Source organism: Marinitoga piezophila KA3, assembly GCF_000255135.1.
Lineage (GTDB): Bacteria > Thermotogota > Thermotogae > Petrotogales > Petrotogaceae > Marinitoga > Marinitoga piezophila.
This window is the reverse complement of the sequence record NC_016751.1, coordinates 2092769-2115706: the sequence shown is the minus strand read 5'-3', so window position 1 is coordinate 2115706 and position 22938 is coordinate 2092769. Positions and strand designations below refer to the sequence as shown.

Below are 22938 nucleotides of genomic sequence, written 5' to 3'. Positions count from 1 at the left end.
CGAATTATCGGGGCTTACGTTTATTTTAATATTTTTCTATTTCTTCTATCATGGCATATAATTCATTAACAACATCATGCACTAATTTTTTATCTTCACCTTCAGCCATTATCCTAATTTTATGTTCTGTTCCAGATGGTCTTACTACAAGTCTGAAATTATCAAGTTTTGAAAATTTCTCTATTGCTTCTATTAAGTTTTTATTCCTCATAACAGCTTTCTTATCTTTCACAGAAACATTTTTTAATAATTGAGGATATTCTGGAATATCTTTAATAAGTTCATCGATATTTTTGTTATAATGAAGCATTGTTTCCAGAGTTTCAAGCGCTGTTATTATCCCATCTCCTGTTGTAGCTTTATCGAGGAAAATAATATGTCCCGATTGTTCCCCACCAAGATTCGCCTTTGAAGCCAACATTTCTTCCAATACATATTTATCCCCAACTGCTGTTCTCATTAATGAAATATCATGTTTTTCAAGAAACTTTTCTAAACCTAAATTACTCATTATTGTTGCAACAACGAGATTACCTGATAATCTTCCTTTTTCTTTTAATTTTAAAGCATTTATTGCCATTAATTTATCTCCATCAATTAATTTACCATTTTTATCAATGAATAAACATCTGTCACCATCACCATCAAATAATATTCCAAGATCATATTCTTTTTCTTTTACTATTCCTGCAAGAACTTCTGGATGCGTAGAACCACATTTTTCATTGATATTTAAACCGTCAGGTTCATTAAAATACAAATCATAATCAATATTAAATGCACCAAAAATCTTATCTATTACCGCACCTGTTGCACCATTTCCAACATCAACAGCAATTTTATAATTTAAATTATTTATTTCAAATAAAGATACTATATATCCTGTATATTTGTCCTTTAAATGCGATGACGTCATCTTCCCTATTTCGCCATATGGAACATAGTCAGGATGTTTTTCAAGAATAATATTTTCTATATCCACTTCATCTTCATCTGATATTTTAAATCCTTCTGCAAGAACCTTTATTCCATTATAATTTGCAGGATTATGTGACGCTGAAATCATAACTCCCAGACTTTTCTCGCTTTTGGTTAAATATGCCAAAGCCGGTGTTGTTATAACACCACAAAATTCAACATTTAAACCGGCAGATAATGCTCCAGCGGCTAAAGCTGCTTCAAACATTTCTCCTGAATTTCGTGTATCTCTTCCAATTAATAATTTTTCATATTTACCTGCATACATTCTTCCCAATGCATTTCCCACTTTATATGTTAAATCTACAGTTAACTCTTCATTTACCAAACCTCTAATACCATCAGTTCCAAATAATCTTTTCATAATCCACCTCCACATAATTTATATATATAATTATATCATATATTTATATTGACAAAGAAAATTTAATGTAGTAATATAATATTATATGAAATTTTTTTCAAGGGGGTATTTTAATGAGCGCATTAGAAGATTTAAAAAAACGATTAAGATTAATATCGAGGTATAACACAGCCGCTGCATTGCTTGAATGGGATTTTGAAACTATGATGCCAGAAAAAGCTGCTGAAGAAAGAGCTGAGGTAATTGGTGAAATTTCAGGTCATGCTTTTGAAATGTCTGTTTCTGATGAAACATGGAATCTTGTTTTAAATGCAGAGAAAGAACTTTTAGAAAGCGAAGTTGATAAAGCTATAGTCAGAGTTGCAAAAAAGGAACTTGAAAAGTCTAAAAAAATTCCTCCAGAACTATACAAAGAATTAAGTATTGAAACCTCAAAAGCTCAGGCTGCATGGGAAAAGGCAAAAACAAATAATGATTTCTCTATTTTCCAACCACATCTGGAAAAAATTGTTGAATTGACAAAACAAATTGCCGATAAATTAGGATATGAAGAAAATAGATACGATGCCTTATTGGATATGTATGAACCAGGACTTAAAACATCAGAACTTAAAAAGATTATTGAACCTTTAAGGGATTTTCTGGTAAATTATCTCGCTAAACTCGAAAAAGGCGAAAAACCAGATAATGAAATTTTAAAGCAATTTTTTCCTGTTGAAAAACAGAAAGAACTATCTATACGTGCTTTAAACTTAATGAATTATGACTTTAAAGCAGGAAGAATGGACGTGGCAATGCACCCATTTACAACAACAATAGGATTAAATGATGTAAGAATCACAACAAGATACAACGAACACGATTTAAATGATTCATTATATAGTACAATTCATGAAGGAGGACACGCATTATACGAACAGGGAATCCCTGCAGAATTTTCAGGATTACCTATTGGTGATGGTGCTTCAATGGGAATTCATGAAAGTCAATCAAGATTCTGGGAAAATATTGTAGGAAGAAGCCCGGAATTCTGGGAATATTTTTATAACGATCTTGTTGATGTATTTCCAGAATTAAAGAAATATACACCTGAAGATATTTTCAGAGCAACAAATTACGTTGAAAGATCATTAATAAGAACAGAAGCCGATGAAGTTACATATAATCTTCACATTATGTTGCGTTTTGAAATTGAGGAAGCTTTAATAAATGATAAGATTAAAGTAGCGGATTTACCAAAAATATGGAATGAAAAAATGGAAAAATATCTTGGCGTTGTTCCTGAAAAGGATAGCGAAGGGGTTTTACAGGATGTTCATTGGGCACATGGCTCTTTTGGATACTTCCCTTCATATATGTTAGGAAACCTTTATTCAGCACAATTATTATATACAATGAAAAAAGATATTCCAGATTATAATGAAGCTATTAGAAAAGGAGATTTTAAACCTCTTCTTAAATGGTTAAGAGATAAAATACATTCAAAAGGAAAGATGTATGAACCAGGAGAATTAATAAAAATGGCAACTGGGGAAGAATTAAATCCAGAATATTTCATGAAATATATAGAAGAAAAATTTAATAAAGTTTATAAAATCTAAAATAAAAAGGGCTGTTAAATTTAACAGCCCTTAATTTTATTATTTTGCAAATGCTCCTAATATCCATGAACCCTGTGATTGCATTTGAGATACAGATTGCTCCATAGCTGAGAATTTCTGCCAGTAATATGCTTCTTTTCTTTGAAGTTGATCTACAAGCGAAACCATTCTTTTTGCTATATCTCTCATTTCAAGTCCAATAGTGCCTGTGGTTCCAGAAATTTGATCTATAGTTCCACCAAACTTTGTTGTATCCCATACATAATCCTTAAACTGTATTGCTATCCCTTTATTATTATCATCTTCATATGCAAACAATTTCCATACTTCTTCTGCATTATCCTGTATAGCAGCCTTTAATTTATCCTCATCAATTGAAAGAACACCTTTCATTGTATTTTCATACGTCCCACCAGCATCACCAGAAGATATTCCTATATCATATAAAGAACTATATTTTCCTTTTACATCAGAAGTCCAATCAACAACTCCATATGCAATATCTCTTAATTTATAAAAGATATCTCTTAGATTTTGATCATCTTTTAAAACACCTTTCATTTTATCTTCTTCGCTTAATTCTTTCCCTCTTTCTGGTTTTACTGGCTCTTCATTTAATTTTTCATATACATAACCAATTACTTCATTGTATTTATCTACAAATTCTTTTATTTTATCATATGTAGCATCTGCATCCTGTGTAACCTGAACATTTACCCAATCTGTAGATGTTGATTTCAAATCAATGGTAACATTATTATATTCAACTGTATTACCCCATGTTGTTTTTGTAAGATCAGCTACACCATCGCCATCTATATCTATTTCAACATTTGCAGCAGTACCAGGAGTTACTTTTCCCATATAATTTCCTGTTGCATCTACCCAGGACAAATCATCTAAAACATTAGTTTTATTATTTCCATCTGCATCTCCATCCTCTATTGTAATAGACTGTGGACCGCCTTCTTTATTTCTTATCATTAATTTATCTTCATTCTCATCATACCATGCAATAACCCCTGCATTTGAAGCATTTATTCTTGAAATTAAACTTCCTATTGTATCATCTGCACTTACTGTAATTTCTGTTCCGTTTATTCTGATTATTCCAGAAGTTACATCAGAACTTATATCTGACAATGTTGTTCCGGTATTTACTGCACCTGCATGTACAGTACTTTCAATATAACCAGCACTTCCACCACTGCCAGCAACATAATCAGCACCCTCAAGATTGAATACTTCTGTAAAATTACTTGTATCAGAAGCATCGCCCAATAAAATATTTGCAACGGAACCTTCCTGTCCGGCCTTTTCATGTATTTTTAATTTCCCATCAACTAATTCAGCTGTAAAATATGTGGAATTTGAATCGATTTTATTTATTATATCCTGTATTGTATCTGTACCTGCAAAATCAATATTTACTGTTTCAAGTGTATTACCATTTGAATCTAAAGCTTTTAATGTAAATGTCCCTGCTACCGGTGTTGTCCTTCCAGTTAATTTATAATATTGCGTATTTAAATCAGGTACATCACCTAAAGTATTATCCGGAGTTAAAATTGTTGATGAGGATAATGAATTAACCTTAACTTTGAAACTTGAATTTGTGGCTGAAGTTGCAGCTGTGGCACTTAATACATTTTCATCACTTACACTTACACTTTTTGGAATAAGTTTGCTCTTTAATTTAAAAGTTGCAAGGAAATCCCAGAAGTCACTTAATTTTTCATCTAATTCCTTCCACGCCTTTTGCTTTAATTTTAAATTTTCATAATCATTTTGAAGCCTTTCTAACGGCTTTCTTTCAACTTCCATTAATTTATCTATCATACTTGCTGTATCAAGACCACTGGCAACACCGCCAAATTGAAATGATCCAAGATAACTATTTTCACTCATTTAAATCACCTCCGCGCTTTAAGCACGTTCATCTAATAATATTCCCTCCAACTTATCAAGCATTTCTGCAATTTTTACTGCAGTTTCCGGAGGAATCTGTCTTATAACCTTTTTGGAATCTTTATCTATTATTTTAACTATAACCATATCAACATCATTGTTTACTTCAAATTTTACTTCACCTTTAAAGATTTCTCTTAATTTATTTAACTTTTCTTCTATCATTTTTGATAAAACTTCCGGATCCTTAATTTCATTGTTCTTCTGTTGATTCTGATTACTCTGTACTCTTTGATGCTCTTCACCAATGTTATTATTGTTTTTCGATAATCTTCTGCTATTTTCGGCATCTCTTGTTATTGAATCTATAAAACTTCCAAAGTCCCCACTTATTCTGTTTAAGTCTCCCATAAAAACACCCCCACAGAGATTGAATATTTCTTCCCTACCATTTCTATTATCGGCTATTTTTATAATAACATAAGTTATTTTATTAATATTTTGTAATAAAATAGTTAATTGTATCTTGCAGAATAAAATCTTCAACAAAAACTCCAAGGGATACAAATGGTTTGTTAGTACCGTGAAAATCACTTCCAGCAGTTATTAAAAGCCCCAATTTTCTTGCTAAATCAATTAGAAAATTAGTATATTCTGGATCACTGGAATAATGAAATGCCTCTACTCCATCCAATCCATAATCTTTTAATTCATTTAAAAGCGTCTCAACCTGTATTTTTGATAATCTAAGTTTTCTTGGATGAGCTAAAACTGCAATTCCACCTGCTTTTTTTATAGCCTTTATGGTTTTTTTGGGAGAAAATTTAAATCGTTCAACATAGCATTTTTTTCCTCTTGTGAGATATGTATTAATTATCTGACTTACCGATGTTCCATAGCCTTTTTTTAATAGCATGCGTGCAATATGGGGACGACCTATTGTATGAAGAGAAACTCCTTCAAGATCTTCAATATCAATATTAAAACCTTCTTCTTTCAGCAGTTCTATCATTAACCTGTTTCTTTCTATTCTTTTTTCAAATATTGTGTTTAGTATATTTAACAAATAATCATTATTTATATCTATATTGTATCCAAGAATATCCATTAATGTAGGAAATTCTGCATTTATTTCAACACCTGGTATATAATTGAGATTGAGTTGCTTTGAATACTCAATTGCTTCCGGTTGAGCGTTTATTGTATCGTGATCAGTAATGGAAAAATATTTTAATCCAAGATTTTTGGCTTTTTTTATTAAAGATTTTGGAGAACATGTACCATCAGAATATGTGCTATGACAGTGTAGATCCAGTAACATCGCTAATCTCCTCTCGATATAACAACTTTATTTTTTCCAGTATTCTTAGCCTTATACAATGCATCATCTGCATTTTTTATAAGATGTTTTGCTTTTGGTTCTTTCATTATGTTTTCTATAGATGAAACTCCAAAACTGCATGTAATATCAAGACCTGTTACATCTAATAAATCTCTATTTACCTCTATTCTTAATCTTTCTGCTATTTTTCCGGCTGCATTTAAACTGGTATTTGGAAGAATAACTATAAACTCTTCTCCACCATATCTACATACTATATCAAAGTCCCTTAAATTATTTTTCAGACTTCTTACAAGTTCTATTAATACTTCATCACCTTTTTGATGCCCGTATGTATCGTTTATTCTTTTGAAATTATCAATATCAAGCATTATGATGGAGAATGTAAATTTGTATCTTTCATTTAATCCTATTAATTCATTTAATTTATTTTCAAGATATCTTCTTGAAAATGCAGATGTTAATGGATCAACTATACTGTTTTCATAATGTACTATTTTATCAAGTATAGAAGTTAACAATTGCTCAATTATAATTAATGAATCAAGTATATAATTAGCTTCACTTTTTTCTAATTCTATATTTTTATTGGCAAAATATATATAATAGGTAAAATCTTTATATTCAGCTTTAAATGAGACAGTCAATGGATTTAATAAAAATATATCGTTTTTATACATAACAGGTTCTCTTGCATTAAATGCATATTCAACGTCATATAAATCTGTTTTTAATTTTAAAAATACAGTATCTACAGGAAAATTATTCTTTAAAAAGTTCCCTATTTTATTTATTACGTATTTCGGAGAATTTGATTTTAACAGATTTAAAGAGAGTTCATTTATTTTTTCATAGAAGTTAATTTTATTCTGTAATTTTTCAAATATTTTTCTGTTAGTTTCATCTTCAATTTCAATATCTGAAAAATCAAAGGCAAAACTTGGCATATTAAATTTATTCGTTAAATAATCATTTATTTTATCAAACTTGTTTTTCATAAAGAACATTTCATAGTTCATTTGAGCTGTTCTTAAATATTTCAATGACTTGAGTTTTTTTCTTTTTATATCGTAAAAATATCCCAGACCTTCATAAATTAATGTTAAGGATAATTTTTTCTCTTTTAACTCTTCTTCAAGAGATAATGCCCATTTTTCAAATTCATCTGCAAATGAATAATGCGCAATCTTAGGAGCAAGTATATTTATTAATTCTTCTTTTAAATACAAAAATGGATTATTTTTGAAGAATAGCCAGTGTTTATATACTTTTTCTTCTTCATCTTCTTTTAGAAGATAATAAAAATGCCTATAAAAATCATCTTTTTCAATAAACTCCATTAATTTCTCATCTTTTAATGTATCAAAATCATGTTCATAAAAAGCCTTTAAGATTATTATATTATTAATAACGTTTTCTATTCTTTCTTTTAAATAATAATTTTTATTTAAAACATTCAATGATTTAATAAGTGTATTTAAATTTGAAAAATCTATTCCATATAAATAATATATATTTTTTAATTCATATATTGAAATAAGATTTTCATAATCATTGTTTATTCTTGAATATTCTTCCGCTTTATTAATTAAATAAAAGAAGTCTTTTACATTTCCTTTGTATAATTCGGTATTTGCAATACTTACCAATGTTCTATTATAACTTGAAAAATCCCCTATACTTTTTGAGATTTCAAGCACCTTTTTAAAATAATATTCATTTAAAGGTGAATTTAATACTTCATATAACGAAGCCATATTGCTATATAAAACCTGCAATAATCTATTATATTTAATTTCCTTAGCTATTCTCAATGCATCGTTGAAATAATTTAACGCCAGATCAGGTAAATCTTTCTGCATTTTTAACGCAAGTATATTTAATAATAATCCTTTTAATGTCTGAAATTTCCTTAAATTATGATGTTTTGAAAACACATAGCTTTCAAGATATAAATAATAATCATAAATTTCTTCTCTTTTTAGCTCATCAAATTTAAAATAAAAATAGAAATAAGTATATAGCGCTTTTTTATAATCCGCTATACCTTTTTTGTTAATTAAAAATTCAAAGTGTTCCTTTGCAACATCAGGATTTTTAAACTTAAAGAATATTATATATATATAATTATAAACCTTCGAATTTTTTAATTTGTCAAGATAAACTTCGAGTTCTTGAGAATACTCATTTAAAAAGAATTTCTTTGTTAAATAAAGGGCTATAGCTGAATTTGGTATATCTTCCACTAAATCTTTTAAGCGTTCAAACCATATCTCTATTAAATTTAAATCTTCCCAGTTAAAAATCTTCTTTTTCATTTCTTTTATTATAAGAGCTGCTGCATTCTTATTTTTTCCCATACTAACAAGATGGAATATCTTCTTATCTATGTCCTTTGTTTTACACAACAAATATCCATGTACATTCTCTATTTCTTCCTGAGAAAGCATTTGATGCAATCGTTCTTGATATACCAGATTAAAGAATTTATAATTTTTCCCTTCTACGAGAATAATTCCTTTTTCTATTGCAAAATCTATTACTTCTTTAAAATCTTTGTTCAGAAAATCAGAAAGAGTTTTTAATTCTTCGCTATTAAACATAAATCCCAGAGTAGAAATATATTTTAAGCAATTTATATATTTTTCGGGAATATGTTTTATCTGTTCGAGAATAAAATCATATATCTTCCTGTTTTTTATCTTTTCTATATTAAATACCCATTTTTCATTTTTATATTCCAGAATATTCTGTTCATAAAAGTTTTTTATTATATGGAACATATTCCCCGGTAATCCACGAGAATATGAATATACAATTTCCACAAAATCAGGATTTTCTTTTATAAATTCACTTGATAATATTGTTTTCAAAAATATAGTTGCAATTTCCTTTGAAAACGGTTTAATTTCTAAATATTTTATCTTGTCGTTATCAAAATCAAACTTTTCATGAGAAATTATAAATATAGAAAATGGGAAATCAAATTCTTTTAATATCAAGGTTTTTATAAAATTTTTAAATGTTGTGGATGTACTCTGATAATCATCTATTAATATTATCAGTTTAAAGTCTTCATTCTTACCTTTTAAAGCCTTAAGAAACTCTATAAAATGAAATATATTCATAGAATTTGTCATTGTTTCCGGTAAACCAGGAACAATATCCTTAAAGTTTTTAGCATATATAACTTCATACCCCAATTCTTTGAATTTTGGGGTCAGAAAATTTATAAGTTGTGTTTTTCCAACACGCTGTTTTCCATAGATATAAAAATGTGTATTTCCTTTTAAATTTTCAAGGATAAAATTTCTTTCTTCAACTCTATCCAGAAAATGTGGTATCTTTAATGGATGTATTTTTTTTGAAATATAATAATTAGATAATATAATATAAAAATCATGAACACATTCAAATTTATATTCTTTTATTTCCTTGATAAAGTCTTTAACTGTTTTATTTTTAGATTCCAGAAGATTATATATCTCAAGTGTAGCTTTTTTTAAAATGTCAATTACACCTGCTTCTGCATCTAATTCACTTGTTATAATATATTCATTTTCTTCTTCTGTTTCAAAAAAAGGTAAAATTATTGAGACATTTCCCAATTCATCTATAAATATATCTTCCAGATATATATAATCAACATACCATTTTGTTGCATGAGTAATTCGATCAAATAAATCGTATAATGTATATAAAACCTCAAAAAATTCATTTTCTGTTAGTTTTTTTCTTGTTATTGAAACTTCATTCCAGTAATTAAAATAAATCTCATATGTTCCATTTGTATTTTCTATTTTAACAGGCAGGTCAACACCAAAGTCTTTTAAGGAATATATATCATTATATATCTGATAATATAAAGTATTATCAAAATTATCGCTACTTGTTTTTCTAACGCGATATGTCTTATTTTCTATTATTTTTAAATAATCAATTCCAAAAGCATTTTTATTCAAATAAGTGGTAAGTTCATCCATAATATAATCACCTCAAAAGGTTAAAAAAAGGTTATTTTTTCTATTTCATCTATTAAGTCATACATAAAATCAAAATTAAATCTTTTTAATTCCTTTTTAATACTGAAAAATGCTTCTCTAAATAGATTCTGTGAGTTTCCTGTTTTTATTTCTATTGCACTTTCAAGAAATGCATTAAATAGATCTGCAGCTCTAACATATCTTCCATATTCCTTTTCAAATGGCATAATCATATAATCTTTTAGATTTTTAAATAACTCTTCTGTATCCTTTTCTTTCTTTAACCATTCTTCTATCATTTCATTTTCCACATCTGTAATTATTTCTTCAAGACCTTCTACTTTTTTCTTTGTAGGAGTTATAACATCTCCTGTAAACGCTTCTGGAAAATCATGCAAAATAGATGCAATTATTATTTCATTAAGCAGATTTTCATCTTTCTGATTATCAAGATAATAAAATACAATCGCAGTGGAAACAACCATAAATGTATGCGCAGAAACAGAACTTCTTACATTTCTATGATTTTTGTTCCATCTATACATAGTTGTCATTCGAGTTGATGTCGTTAAAACATAACTGAGTATATTTTCAAGTTCATCAATATATTCAAGGTTTCTTAATTCTTTTATTTTGTTTTCTGTTTCCGTTTTGGGTTCACTAAAATATTCAGGAAACACTCTATAATTCACTTCAATTTCTTTCAATGCAACCATTAAATCTATAAAACTTGAATACTTTTCAAATTTTTCATCATATTCTGATTTAAAAATATCAACCACAATGCCTTCTTTTAGTTCTTTATAACTTTTATCGAGTACTTTATCCCAGATACTTTTATCTTTTTTTAATATTCTTTTCTTTGTATCCAGCGAAACATCGGAGAGTATTATCTTCGGCAATTCCTTATAAAGTTTTGCCTTGATATTTTTTGATATGGATAATTTATACCCATGATTTTGATTTAAGTATTCAAGAGCAATTAATTCAAGCAACAAACTGTGAAAAACATTATCTGCCTCTGTAAATCTCACCAATGCCGGTCTATTATTCCACCTATATATAGTGAATAAATTAGTTAAATCAAATAAACTTTTACCTATTCCCATACTATCACCCACATATATAAGATATTAAATCAAATATTAATATTTCCTGTTTTTCCCCAAGCTTTGCTTTTCTATCCATCTCTTCAAGTTTTATAATGATATCCATAATATCTTTTTTTGTATACAATACGCTATGATTGGCATAAAACTGTGTTTCATTCTTAAACTTTACTCCTAAAAACTTTTTTACGCGCATTTTATTTACACCGGAAATTTGTGATATTTTTTGCACTTCAGGCCAGCTAAATCTTTTTTTAGGCTCTATATTTATTATAACACGATAAAGGTCAAAAAAGTATCTAAAAATATAACTTATAAAAGAAACTATATTAAAATCATGCATCTGTGAAAAATTTTTAGCCATATTTATAACTTCATCACATCTTTTTGTGGATAACATATAAGCAAACTCTTCAAAATTAACATTTACAGCTGCAAATCCTATTTCATTTATAGCTTCTTTCGTTATTATACCTTCAGAATAAATAGATATTTTTTTCATTTCTTCATATAAAATAGTATCTGTATATCCATAAATATCCAGAATGTATTTTATTGTTTCATCATTTTCAAATTTACACTTTAAGTCTTCTGCAAGTTCTTTTATAAATTCAATCCATTTATCTTCTTCCCAGGGTTTTGGTAAATTGCATTCTTTTTTTTCTTCAACTTCCACCTTAACTTTTGATGATGCTGTAATAATAATATTTTCTATACTTTCAGAAGATACCTGAGATAATAATTTTGTAATTTCAGTAAATTCTTTTTTCTTAAATTTATCTATATTATTTATAATTAATACTTTTTTTCCACCGAAAAGGGAATTTGAAAATAAATTATGTTTTAAAATTTCTACTGCATCCTGCACAGAATTATCTATTTTTACCACTTCTGCATCTTCTATCAAATAATTTTTTATCTCAATACTCTTTTTTATTTCCGAATCTCCATATATTAAAATTCTTCTCATTGTTTTTCATCTCCTAAATATAAAATTACTATATCTGTATCTTCAATTTTTTTTGCTTCTTTTGGATATTGCGAAATAATATATCTACCATTACCTTTTATAACTATCTTCCTACTGTCAACACCTATTGTTTCCAATTCAAATAAAGCTTCATAAAGAGACTTATTAACAAGGTTTGGAATATACCCTTCAACAATCTCAGGTTTATTATTATATTTGAAATTTTCAAGCCTATAAAAAATATTTGTAGCAATAGGAGCTGCAACTTCACCACCATAATACTCGTGTTTTGGATCATCAACAATAGAAACAATTGTATATTTGGGTTTTGATGCTGGATAAAACCCTACAAATAATGAATAATATTTTTCCGAGTATCCTTTTCCCGCTTCAGCTTTCTGTGCGGTTCCTGTCTTTCCGGCGATTAAAACTCCGGGTTTATATGCTTTTCTTGCAGTTCCTTTTACCATTGTATATCTCAACCAATCTTTCATCAAATCCGCCGTTTCAGGTGAAAATATTTGTATATCTTTTCCTTTTTTATTTTCAAGAAAGGTTGGCTTAATATATTTTCCTTCATTGGCAAGTATATTAAATATAGAAACAAGCTGTATTGGAGTTACACCTATTCCCTGCCCAATAGCTATCTGATATGGTGTAATTTTATACCATTTATCCGGCGGCATAAAAACCCCGGAAATCTCTTTTGAAAATTCAACCCCTGTTTTTTCACCCAATCCCATTCTTTTGAGTTTATCATATAACCATTCTTCTGAATAATTCTCAAGTATTTTCTTCATTACCATTGTAACTGCTACATTGGAAGAATAAGCAATTGCATCCTTTACATCAACGCTATTAAAATAATGACCTTCAACTTCAGAAATAGTAAAATTTACATCAGGAACAGGTTTTATTCTCGGCTTTAAATTAAATTTTTGATATGGAGATATAATATTTTCTTCAAGAGCTATTGAATAAATTATTGGTTTCATTGTAGAACCGGGTTCAACATAACCCATAAATGCCATATTATAAGGATAATTAGAAGCAACCGCTCTTATTTTCCCTGTTTTAGTCTCCATTATAATTACAGTTCCACCAACTGCATCCTGTTCTTTTATTGTTTTGGATAATTCTTCATAGGCTATCCTTTGCATTTTTAAATCTATTGTCAATTTAATTTCAGATTTATTTATCATATTATTATTTTTCAAATATGGCTCTATTCCATATTCTGTTTTATTTATTTCACCAATATTCTTTCTCATGCCATATGAAGTATTATATATTCGCTGATACGTCTTATAAATCCTTGAATATTTTAATATTTCAGCTGGAATATATGTTTTTACTTCCAGCATGTCTTCATATTGTCCAAGATCAACAAAATCTCGCTGTAAATCCTTTTCAGAAACATATCTTGAAAGAAGCATCTTCATTTTATCCATTTTTCCTCTTTTTCTAATAGTTTTTAAATCAAGCCACACTTCATAAATAGGTTTATCAATAGCAATAATGCGACCTTTACTATCCAGTAAGGTCGCTGTTTTTTTATTTTTTTCATTAATTACATATGAGCTTTTTGAATTTTCAACATTTAAAAACAAAACATAGGAAATTATAAAAACATACAGAATTATTATAACAAGAAAGGTTAATCGTATACGTGCCACAAGGTTATTCATCCTCCATTACAACAAGAGCCTGTTTATATATTTCTAACTCTGTAGAAACAGTTTGTATCTTGTTTTGATAATCAAGAATCCTTTGATTTAACGCATAAACGTTATTTTTAAGATTTTGAATTTTATTTCCAAAATTCAATGTAGTTGATACAAATAATACAGCCACAATTAATAAAGCTGAAAATGTAACAAAAGCTATAGATATATCCTTTGCCTGCTGTAACGTTCTTTCATTAACAGTTGAAAGATATTTAATTCTCTTTTCCATAAGCTATGGCCCCCTTTCAAATCCTTTCGGCCACCCTCAGTCGAGCACTCCTTGCTCTTGGGTTTTCATTCACCTCTTCTTCAGAAGGTAATATCGGCTTTTTTGTGACTAACTTTAATTTTTCATTATTTCTAAAGAAATTTTTTATTATTTTATCTTCCAATGAATGGAATGATATAACGCAAATTCGACCACCTGGATTAAGAAAATCAGGAAATTTTTCAAGTGCTGTTCTGATATTATCAAATTCCTTATTTGTTTCAATTCTGATTGCCTGAAATGTTTTAGTTGCAAAATGCCTTCTTTTATTATAAACAATCTTTGCTGGCAAAGCCTTTCTAATTGCTTCTACAAGCTCAAAAGTTGTGTTTATTGGTCTCGAATTAACAATGCTTCTGGCAATTCTTCGTGCAAACTTAAATTCTTCCCCATACTCAAAAATTATTTTCGAAAGCTGTTCTTCAGGATATTCATTTACAACATTCCATGCATTAAAATCAGAGTCAGGATCCATTCTCATATCAAGCGGTTCATCTTTTCTAAATGTAAAACCCCGATTTTCACCTTTTAACTGAAACGTTGAAACGCCTAAATCCATTAAAAAACCATCAACCTTTGGAATTCCCAATCCATGAAGAACAATATCAATATCTCTATAAGAAGCTTTAAAAAATTCTATATCATCAGTAATTTCTTTGAGACGAGTTTCAGCTATTTCAAGAACTTCATAATCCACATCAACACCTATTATTTTTGCTTTTCCATTAGTTTTTTCATAAATAGCTTTAATATGTCCTCCTTCACCTGCTGTACAGTCTACATATATACCATCGTCTTTAGTTACTAAAAACTTTAGTACTTCTTCCACCATTACACTTTTATGATAATCTTCATATTTTCTCATCTCTTCTCTCCCTTTCAAATCCTTTTATGCTCAAAAAGCTATAGTATACTTGATTATAACGTAAAATCGAAATAAAGTCAATTATATAACATCGAAAAATCAAAGTTTGTTCTTATTATAATAAAAGTCAATTATTTGCGTTTATTTCAGAATTATCATTAATTATCTCATTATTTCTTTATGTAATAACAGATATTACCGCTTTTTTCATTTATATTAATTGATATAATTTTTATATAAAAATTTAATTATAGGAGGGTTTTTATGAGAAAAAAAGCATTTTTAATCATTTCATTACTTATCTCTGTTTTTATTTTTGCTACATTTCCTTCTTATTCTCAGGGAAAAAGTGCTGAAGACTTCAATGCAAAAACAGTATTAATTATCCATTATCATCGTTTTGATAATAATTACAACGGATGGAATTTATGGATATGGCCACATAAACCACAATCACTTGAGGGACACGCCTATCAATTTACAGGAAAAGATGATTTTGGTCCATATGCAATTATAACTTTTGATGAAAAATATACAGAACTTGGATATATCATAAGATTAAATGAATGGCAGGCAAAAGATGTTGCAAAAGACAGATTTGTTAAAATTCCAGAATCTGGAATTGCCGAAATCTGGGTTGTTACCAGTGTAGAAGAACCGTATTTGAAAGCTTCTGACGTTGATATACGCCCAAGAGTATTAAGCGCAATAATGGATTCTTCAACTGAAATCAAAAGTGTATTAACCACTCCTTTTGATATAAAAAATTGGAAAGGGAAAATAAATGTAATTTCAAATGGAAAATCACTTGAAATAAAAAATGTTGAAAAATTGGATCCTACTGATATTTCAAAAACCAATAAAATAAAGATTATTTTGAAAAATCCTTTTAAAGAAGTAGATTCAAATATAGAAGTAAATATAAATGGATACGTTGGGAAAAATGTAATAATGAGAAATATATTAAATGATTTTTATTATGATGGAAATGATTTAGGAGTTACCTATACTCATGAAAAATCTGTATTTAAAGTCTGGTCTCCAGTTTCAAAAAGCGCTGAATTATTATTATATAAAAAGTATAATTCAAATACTCCTGATGAAAGATATAAAATGAAGAAAGACAAAAACGGAGTATGGAGCATCTCAATTAATAAAGATTTACAAGGCTGGTTCTATAAATATAGATTCTATTCATACGGAAAATATAGAGAAACTGTAGATCCTTATTCAAAAGCTGTTTCAATTAATTCTGAAAAGTCAGCAATAATCGATTTAAATGAAACTAATCCAGATAATTGGAATAAAGACATTAAACCTCCATTCGTAAACCCTGAAGATGCAATAGTATACGAAATACATGTAAAAGATTTTACAATCAATGAAAATTCAGGTGTCTCCGAAAAGCTAAGAGGCAAATACCTTGGACTTGTAGAAGAAAATACTAAAGGTCCCGATGGAGTAAAAACAGGTTTATCTCATTTAAAAGAATTAGGAATAACTCATGTCCATATTATGCCAATTCAGGATATATACTTTATCGATGAAACGAAATTCAGCGAACAATACGGTTGGGGATATGATCCAAAATTATATAACGTTCCTGACGGCTTTTATTCAGTAAATCCATTTGATCCAAAATCAAGAATATATGAAGTAAAGGAAATGGTTAAAAAATTCCATGAAAACGGTATAAGGGTTGTTCTTGATGTTGTATATAATCACACAGCAGTTGTAGGAGAAGGTTCTGCATTTGATCAAACTGTTCCTTACTATTATTATAGAACAGATGACATGGGACATTATACAAATGGATCAGGTGTTGGAAATGAAATTGCAACAGAAAGACCTATGGTCAGAAAATTCATTGTAGACTCAGTAAAATACTGGGCAAAAGAGTATCATATTGACGGTTTCAGATTTGATTTAATGGGATTAATAGATAAAAAAACTATGGCTAAAATTTCTGAAGAATTACATAAAATAGATCCTGATATTTTATTATATGGTGAACCATGGACAGGAGGAGGAAAATTATTATTTGGAAAAGGAGATCAAAAAAATCTTCATATAGCAGTATTCAACGATGACATAAGAAATGCTATTAGGGGTAGTGTTTTTGATGCAAAGAAAAAAGGTTTTGGATTAGGTTCTCTTGGAAAGGAAACAAAAATCAAAAGAGGTGTTGTAGGCTCTATAACTTATGATTCAAGAATTAGATTATGGGCTGCAGATCCAGAAGAAACAATAAATTATGTTTCAAACCATGATAATCACACATTATGGGATAAAAATGCAATTGCACTTGGATATGAGCCATGGAAGGAAAAAGTTCCTGAAAACATTGAAGAAAAACTTAAAAAATCACAGAAATTTTCAAATGCGATAATCTTAACTTCACAGGGAATTGCATTTTTACATGGCGGTGTTGATTTTGCAAGAACAAAAATGGGCGAACACAATCCTTATAACAAACAATTACCAAATGAATTTGACTGGTCACGCAAAGCAAAATATTATGATATTTTTGAATATTACAAAGGATTAATTCAATTGAGAAAAGAACATCCCGCATTTAGAATGACCAATGCAGAAATGATTAAACAACACCTTGAATTTTTAAAAACTCCAAAAAAGAGAATGGTTGCATTTATCTTAAAAAACAATGCAAATGGAGATAAATGGAAAAATATACTCGTAATCTACAACGCTAATTCTTCAAAGGTATCTTTTAATTTACCTGAAGGAAAATGGAATATAGTTGTAAACGGAGAAAAGGCTGGAACAGAAATAATCAATACCTCAGAAACCAAAATCACCTTAGAACCTTTATCAACATATGTTTTATATCAACAATAAAAAAATGGCAGGTCTAAAAACCTGCCATTTTTATTTATTATTTAATATATGTATTTTAATCTATAATAATTTTCACCACTTACGACATATAAGGTATCGTCTTTATTTAATTTATATGGATTCTCATTTACTTTAACTTCTGTTTCTAATAGTTCACTAATTTTTTTTGCACATTCTGCATCTCTTACGTGACTTTCAAAACCTTCTTTTATCCCGTGTTTTAATTCTTCAAGAGAAATTCTTTCAACCCTTAAATCTTCCACGGGCTTTACTAATATCAAATCTAAATCAACCCTATCAGCAACGTATTTAGCCATATATATCCCTCCCTGATTAATTTTGACATATATATTATACCACATTTTAATGAAAATGAAAAATTAAATTAAAAAAAGATTTCTAAGCTTTTTTCTTCAGGAGCGCTACTGATTCAAGATGTTTAGTGTGAGGGAACATATCTACAAAAACAAAATTTTCAATTTCATACAATTCTTTAAGCATAATCATATCCCTTACAAAGTTTTTGGGATTACATGAAACATATACGATATTTTCAAATTTATTGTCTAAAAGGAATTTAATAACGTTTTTATGCAATCCTGCCCTTGGCGGGTCAACAACCACACTATCAAATTTAATATCCAATTCCTTTACTACATCCTTTGCATCTCCAAGATAAAATTCAACATTTTCAACATTATTATTTTTCGCATTTTCCCATGCTGCATCAACAGCCTCTTTTATTATTTCCACGCCAACAACCTTTTTTAATGTTTTTGCCATTAACAATGTAATTGTTCCTGCACCACAATAAAGGTCTAATCCTGTTTCTGCAGTTTTGTTTAAATATTCCAGAACTTTTGAATATAACACTTCAGATCCCAATGTATTTGTTTGCAAGAAAGAAAAAGGACCTATTTTAAAGGTTAAATCAAGTACTTTTTCCTCAAAATAATCCTTTCCATAAAGTTTTCTTACTTCATCAGGTCTGACTACCGTTGATTTTGCATCTGTAATGGTATGATATATACTTACTATATTTCCTTCAAGTTCTATTTTTCTTACTTCTTCAGTCCATTTTTCAACATATGAATGAAAATCTTCTGAAGATGTTGCAATATTTAAAAGAATCTCATTGGTTTTAAATCCTTTTCTCATAACAAGATGTCTTAAATAACCAGTATGTTTTCTATAATTTCTAAATGGTATATCCTTAAAAAACTCTTCTGAAAATTCTATTATTTTCCCAAAGTCTTTTGGGGCTATTTTACAGTCTTTAGCAGAATAAACATCATAAAATCTCCCTTTACCTCTTAAACCTATTGTAAGGGGACCGTCTTTATATTCATTACCAAATGAATATTCCATTTTGTTTCTGTAATGATATTTAATAGGTGAAGTAATTACACCTTCATAATTTTTTATTTCCATTTTGCTTTCATTGAAAAGTTCTAAAATCTCTTCTGTTTTTTTCTTCAATTGCTCATTATAATCTATATCTAAATAAGTACATCCTCCACATTTACCAAATGCATTACATATATTTTCCATCAATAAACCTCCACTTTATTTTTGTAATTCTTTTAATTTGTTTAAAACATCTTCCACATGCCCTTTTACTCTAACCTTTTCCCAGACATGTGCAATTTTTCCTTCAGGATCTACTAAAACTGTTGTTCTTACAACACCATAATATTCCCTGCCATACATCTTTTTCAATTGCCACACACCAAAATCTTCTAAAACCTTTTTTTCTTCATCACTTAATAACTTAACCTTTAGATTATGCTTTGTTTTGAATTTTTGATGTTTATCTATACCATCAGGACTTATACCAACAATTTCTGCATTTAATTTCTTGAATTCATCAAGCATTTCTGTAAAATCTATTGCTTCTGTTGTACAGCCTTTTGTATTGTCTTTTGGATAAAAATACACAACAACCCATTTTCCTCTGTAATCGTTTAATTTAAATTCCTTTCCTTCATCATCCAATAATGTAAAATCAACAACATCACCTACATTGTATTTTAAATATTTCATGAAATCCCCCCTTTAAATTTTTACATGTTGATTTTTTTGAAAATGTGCAATTAAGTTATATATATCAGAAAACCTCATAAAAAGATTCACTCATGCAGCTTGATTGCTAATCCTCAAAAATTACTCGTTCTTGGGGGTCGTTGCAGACTCACATCCATGTTCGTCTTCACTCAAAATCACATCCATGTGATTTTGACCCCCGCCACTCGCAATTTTTTCGGGCAATCTTCGAGCATTCGTTCATCTTTTTATTCGGTTTTCTTCTCTGAATTAATAATTTTTTTGTTTACAGATATTTTTAATTTTATTTTGTCTTTAAGTACATGGTTAGGTTCATAATGTCTGATGGTGTGATGCCCGGTATCCTCATTGCCTGGCCTACAGATTTAGGCCTTACCCTGGATAATTTCTCAACAGCTTCAAATGCAAGGTTTGGCACCTTTGAAAAGTCTATATTCTCAGGTATTTTTTCCTTTTCCAACCTCTTCATTTTTTCCACATCTTCCATCATTCTCTTTATATATCCACCATATTTTATTGCAATCTCAACCTGTTCAAGTAATTCTTTGTCTTTTATTGGCTGTGGATCAAATTCCATAATGTCTGTATATAATACCTGCGGTCTTTTGAGAATATCGTATAAACTCATTCCCATTTTTATAGCCGATGTTCCTTTTGAAACAAGAATATCGTTTATTGTATTATTTGGTTTTACTTTTATATTTTTCAATCTTTCAATTTCTTCATCAATATTCCTTTCTAATTTCAATACCTTTTCATAGAATTCCTTTGGAATAAGACCGTACTTATATCCATACTTCGCCAATCTCAAATGTGCATTGTCATGTCTTAATAAAAGCCTGTATTCAGCACGTGAAGTAAGTAATCTATATGGCTCATTTGTTCCTTTGATTATCAAATCATCAATTAAAACTCCTATATAGGATTCGGCACGTGAAATAATAAACGGTTCTTCACCTCTTAATTTAAGCGCAGCATTTATACCTGCAATTAAGCCCTGCCCTGCAGCTTCTTCATATCCACTGGTTCCGTTAATCTGCCCGGCAAAATATAACCCTTCAATAATCTTTGATTCAAGCGTATGTTGAAGTTGATCTGGATATGCAAAATCATATTCAACAGCATATGCAGGTCTTACAATTATTGCATTTTCCAAACCAGGTACACTTCTCACCATTTGTATCTGAGCTTCATAAGGTAAAGAGGTACTTAAACCATTTATATAATATTCCTGTGTATTTCTTCCTTCCGGTTCTACAAATAATTGATGTGAATCCTTATTAAATTTTACAACCTTATCTTCAATTGATGGACAATAACGTGGCCCTATACTTTCAATTAATTTTACTTCACCATATAATGGAGAGAACATCAGATATTTTTTTATGATATCATGTGTTTCTTTTGTAGTTCTTGTAAGCCAGCATGGAAAATCTTTTTCAAGAACCTTCGGTTCACTGAAATATGAAAATGCCAATGGTTCGTCAGCAGTATCCTGTCTTTCCATTTTTTCAAAATTAATACTTTCTTTTAAAACTCTTGCTGGAGTTCCTGTTTTAAACCTACCGAGTTTTATGCCATGCTTTTTCAATGATTCGCTTAATCCATTAGCAGGAAAATCTCCCATTCTTCCTGATTCAAAAACACTTCTTCCAACAAAGATTTTCCCTCTTAAAAATGTCCCTGTTGTTAAAATTACAGCTTTTGCTTCGTACTTTGCGCCGAGTTCAGTTACAACACCTTTTATCTTTCCATTTTCCACAACCAATTCTTTTACAAGACCATATCTTAATAATAGATTAGGTGTTGTGTGAAGTATATTTTTCATTCTCTGTGAATAGTCATATTTATCTATCTGCGCTCTTAATGCTCTTACAGCAGGTCCTTTTTTGGTATTTAACATTCTGATATTAATCATACTCTGGTCAGTTACCTGCGCCTGTAATCCACCAAGCACATCTATTTCTCTTGTAACTATACCTTTAGCTGGACCACCAATTGCTGGATTACATGGTGCCCAACCAACATTATCAAGATTTATTGTTAGCAATAACGTTTTCATTCCCATTTTAGCGGAAATATATGCAGCCTCTATTCCAGCATGTCCGCCACCAACAACAATAACATCATAAATCAGGTCATCTTCAAACTTTCTCACAAAAGGTCCCTCCACTCTATAATTTTATTTTTAATCAATACCTATAAATTATCGTCAAAATAAATCTTCCATTTATATTTTTTAGCCAGATGTGCTCCATATACAAATCCACCTATATGAGCCCACCATGCTACTCCCGAACCATAATAAGGCCCTATTAGCGATAATACACCATTAAATATCTGGGACATAAACCAAATTCCAATAAATATAAATGCAGGAATATCTATAAAAAACGGAAATACAATTATTATGAATAACGTCTGTATTTTTGCAAATGGGAATAATACAAAATACAATCCTATTATTCCTGCAATTGCACCTGATGCACCTATGGTAACCACAGGAGAAGTTATATTAAAAATATAATGTGTAAATGCTGCTATATAACCACTTATAATATATACCATTAGAAATTTAAAATGTCCCAATGTATCTTCCACATTATCCCCAAATAACCACAACGACCACATATTTCCCAAAATATGCAAAAAACTTCCATGCAAAAACATACTTGTGAAAATCGAAAATAGGTTTAATATTATATATTGAATATTTCCTGTTACTATTCCTTTTGTTAATTCCCCAGGAATAAAACCATAATAGTTTATGAAATGCTCTCTTATTCCAGAAGGTAATGATAACTCTACAAAAAACACTATGGTATTTATGATAATCAAAGTTATAGTAACTACCGGGATTCTTTTACTGGGATTTATATCTCTTAGTGGAAACATTTTAT

General features: G+C 29.2%; 17 protein-coding genes. 2 read left to right on the top strand and 15 right to left on the bottom strand.

The window, feature by feature from the left end:
* Positions 1–25 precede the first annotated feature (25 nt).
* Positions 26–1342 carry a phosphoglucosamine mutase gene (gene glmM, locus MARPI_RS09940; RefSeq protein ID WP_014297461.1) on the bottom strand — a complete coding sequence of 439 codons (1317 nt, stop codon included), beginning with the start codon at positions 1340–1342 and terminating at the stop codon, positions 26–28.
* Positions 1343–1455: 113 nt separating this feature from the next.
* On the opposite strand from glmM, the gene MARPI_RS09935 reads away from it, so the two are divergent.
* Positions 1456–2943, top strand: a complete 1488-nt coding sequence (locus MARPI_RS09935; protein ID WP_014297460.1) for a carboxypeptidase M32 — start codon at positions 1456–1458, stop codon at positions 2941–2943.
* A gap of 39 nt (positions 2944–2982) precedes the next feature.
* On the opposite strand, the gene fliD is transcribed toward MARPI_RS09935, so the two are convergent.
* The 9 genes from fliD to rsmH all read right to left on the bottom strand — a co-directional run bounded on the left by fliD (position 2983) and on the right by rsmH (position 15115).
* The gene (gene fliD / locus MARPI_RS09930; protein ID WP_014297459.1) at positions 2983–4851 is read right to left on the bottom strand and encodes a flagellar filament capping protein FliD; all 1869 of its coding nucleotides are present in this window, start codon (positions 4849–4851) and stop codon (positions 2983–2985) included.
* Between the two features lie 18 nt (positions 4852–4869).
* Entirely contained in the window at positions 4870–5262 is a 393-nt protein-coding gene (locus MARPI_RS10870) for a flagellar protein FlaG (RefSeq protein ID WP_014297458.1), read from the bottom strand.
* An 82-nt stretch (positions 5263–5344) separates the two neighbouring features.
* Positions 5345–6172: a PHP domain-containing protein gene (locus MARPI_RS09920; protein ID WP_014297457.1), complete on the bottom strand. Its 828-nt coding sequence runs from the start codon at positions 6170–6172 to the stop codon at positions 5345–5347.
* 2 nt (positions 6173–6174) lie between these two features.
* On the bottom strand, positions 6175–10176 hold the full coding sequence (locus MARPI_RS09915) for a diguanylate cyclase (protein WP_014297456.1): 4002 nt from the start codon (positions 10174–10176) through the stop codon (positions 6175–6177).
* A gap of 20 nt (positions 10177–10196) precedes the next feature.
* Positions 10197–11285 carry an HD domain-containing protein gene (locus MARPI_RS09910; protein WP_014297455.1) on the bottom strand — a complete coding sequence of 363 codons (1089 nt, stop codon included), beginning with the start codon at positions 11283–11285 and terminating at the stop codon, positions 10197–10199.
* A gap of 4 nt (positions 11286–11289) precedes the next feature.
* A complete protein-coding gene (locus tag MARPI_RS09905; protein ID WP_014297454.1) occupies positions 11290–12255 on the bottom strand; it encodes a DNA polymerase III subunit delta in 966 nt (321 codons plus the stop codon).
* Positions 12252–13931: a penicillin-binding transpeptidase domain-containing protein gene (locus MARPI_RS09900; protein ID WP_014297453.1), complete on the bottom strand. Its 1680-nt coding sequence runs from the start codon at positions 13929–13931 to the stop codon at positions 12252–12254. The genes MARPI_RS09905 and MARPI_RS09900 overlap by 4 nt, the downstream gene beginning before the upstream one ends.
* Before the next feature lie 4 nt (positions 13932–13935).
* Entirely contained in the window at positions 13936–14211 is a 276-nt protein-coding gene (locus MARPI_RS09895; RefSeq protein ID WP_014297452.1) for a hypothetical protein, read from the bottom strand.
* A 16-nt stretch (positions 14212–14227) separates the two neighbouring features.
* A complete protein-coding gene (rsmH, locus tag MARPI_RS09890) occupies positions 14228–15115 on the bottom strand; it encodes a 16S rRNA (cytosine(1402)-N(4))-methyltransferase RsmH (RefSeq protein ID WP_014297451.1) in 888 nt (295 codons plus the stop codon).
* A 264-nt stretch (positions 15116–15379) separates the two neighbouring features.
* On the opposite strand from rsmH, the gene pulA reads away from it, so the two are divergent.
* Positions 15380–17974 carry a type I pullulanase gene (pulA, locus tag MARPI_RS09885; protein WP_014297450.1) on the top strand — a complete coding sequence of 865 codons (2595 nt, stop codon included), beginning with the start codon at positions 15380–15382 and terminating at the stop codon, positions 17972–17974.
* 41 nt (positions 17975–18015) lie between these two features.
* On the opposite strand, the gene MARPI_RS09880 is transcribed toward pulA, so the two are convergent.
* The 5 genes from MARPI_RS09880 to MARPI_RS09860 all read right to left on the bottom strand — a co-directional run bounded on the left by MARPI_RS09880 (position 18016) and on the right by MARPI_RS09860 (position 22933).
* On the bottom strand, positions 18016–18291 hold the full coding sequence (locus MARPI_RS09880) for a hypothetical protein (protein WP_014297449.1): 276 nt from the start codon (positions 18289–18291) through the stop codon (positions 18016–18018).
* 82 nt (positions 18292–18373) lie between these two features.
* The gene (gene rlmD / locus MARPI_RS09875) at positions 18374–19525 is read right to left on the bottom strand and encodes a 23S rRNA (uracil(1939)-C(5))-methyltransferase RlmD (RefSeq protein ID WP_014297448.1); all 1152 of its coding nucleotides are present in this window, start codon (positions 19523–19525) and stop codon (positions 18374–18376) included.
* A gap of 15 nt (positions 19526–19540) precedes the next feature.
* Positions 19541–20017 carry a thioredoxin-dependent thiol peroxidase gene (gene bcp, locus MARPI_RS09870; protein WP_014297447.1) on the bottom strand — a complete coding sequence of 159 codons (477 nt, stop codon included), beginning with the start codon at positions 20015–20017 and terminating at the stop codon, positions 19541–19543.
* A gap of 304 nt (positions 20018–20321) precedes the next feature.
* On the bottom strand, positions 20322–22196 hold the full coding sequence (gene mnmG / locus MARPI_RS09865; protein WP_014297446.1) for a tRNA uridine-5-carboxymethylaminomethyl(34) synthesis enzyme MnmG: 1875 nt from the start codon (positions 22194–22196) through the stop codon (positions 20322–20324).
* Positions 22197–22237: 41 nt separating this feature from the next.
* The gene (locus MARPI_RS09860) at positions 22238–22933 is read right to left on the bottom strand and encodes a rhomboid family intramembrane serine protease (protein ID WP_014297445.1); all 696 of its coding nucleotides are present in this window, start codon (positions 22931–22933) and stop codon (positions 22238–22240) included.
* Positions 22934–22938 lie beyond the last annotated feature (5 nt).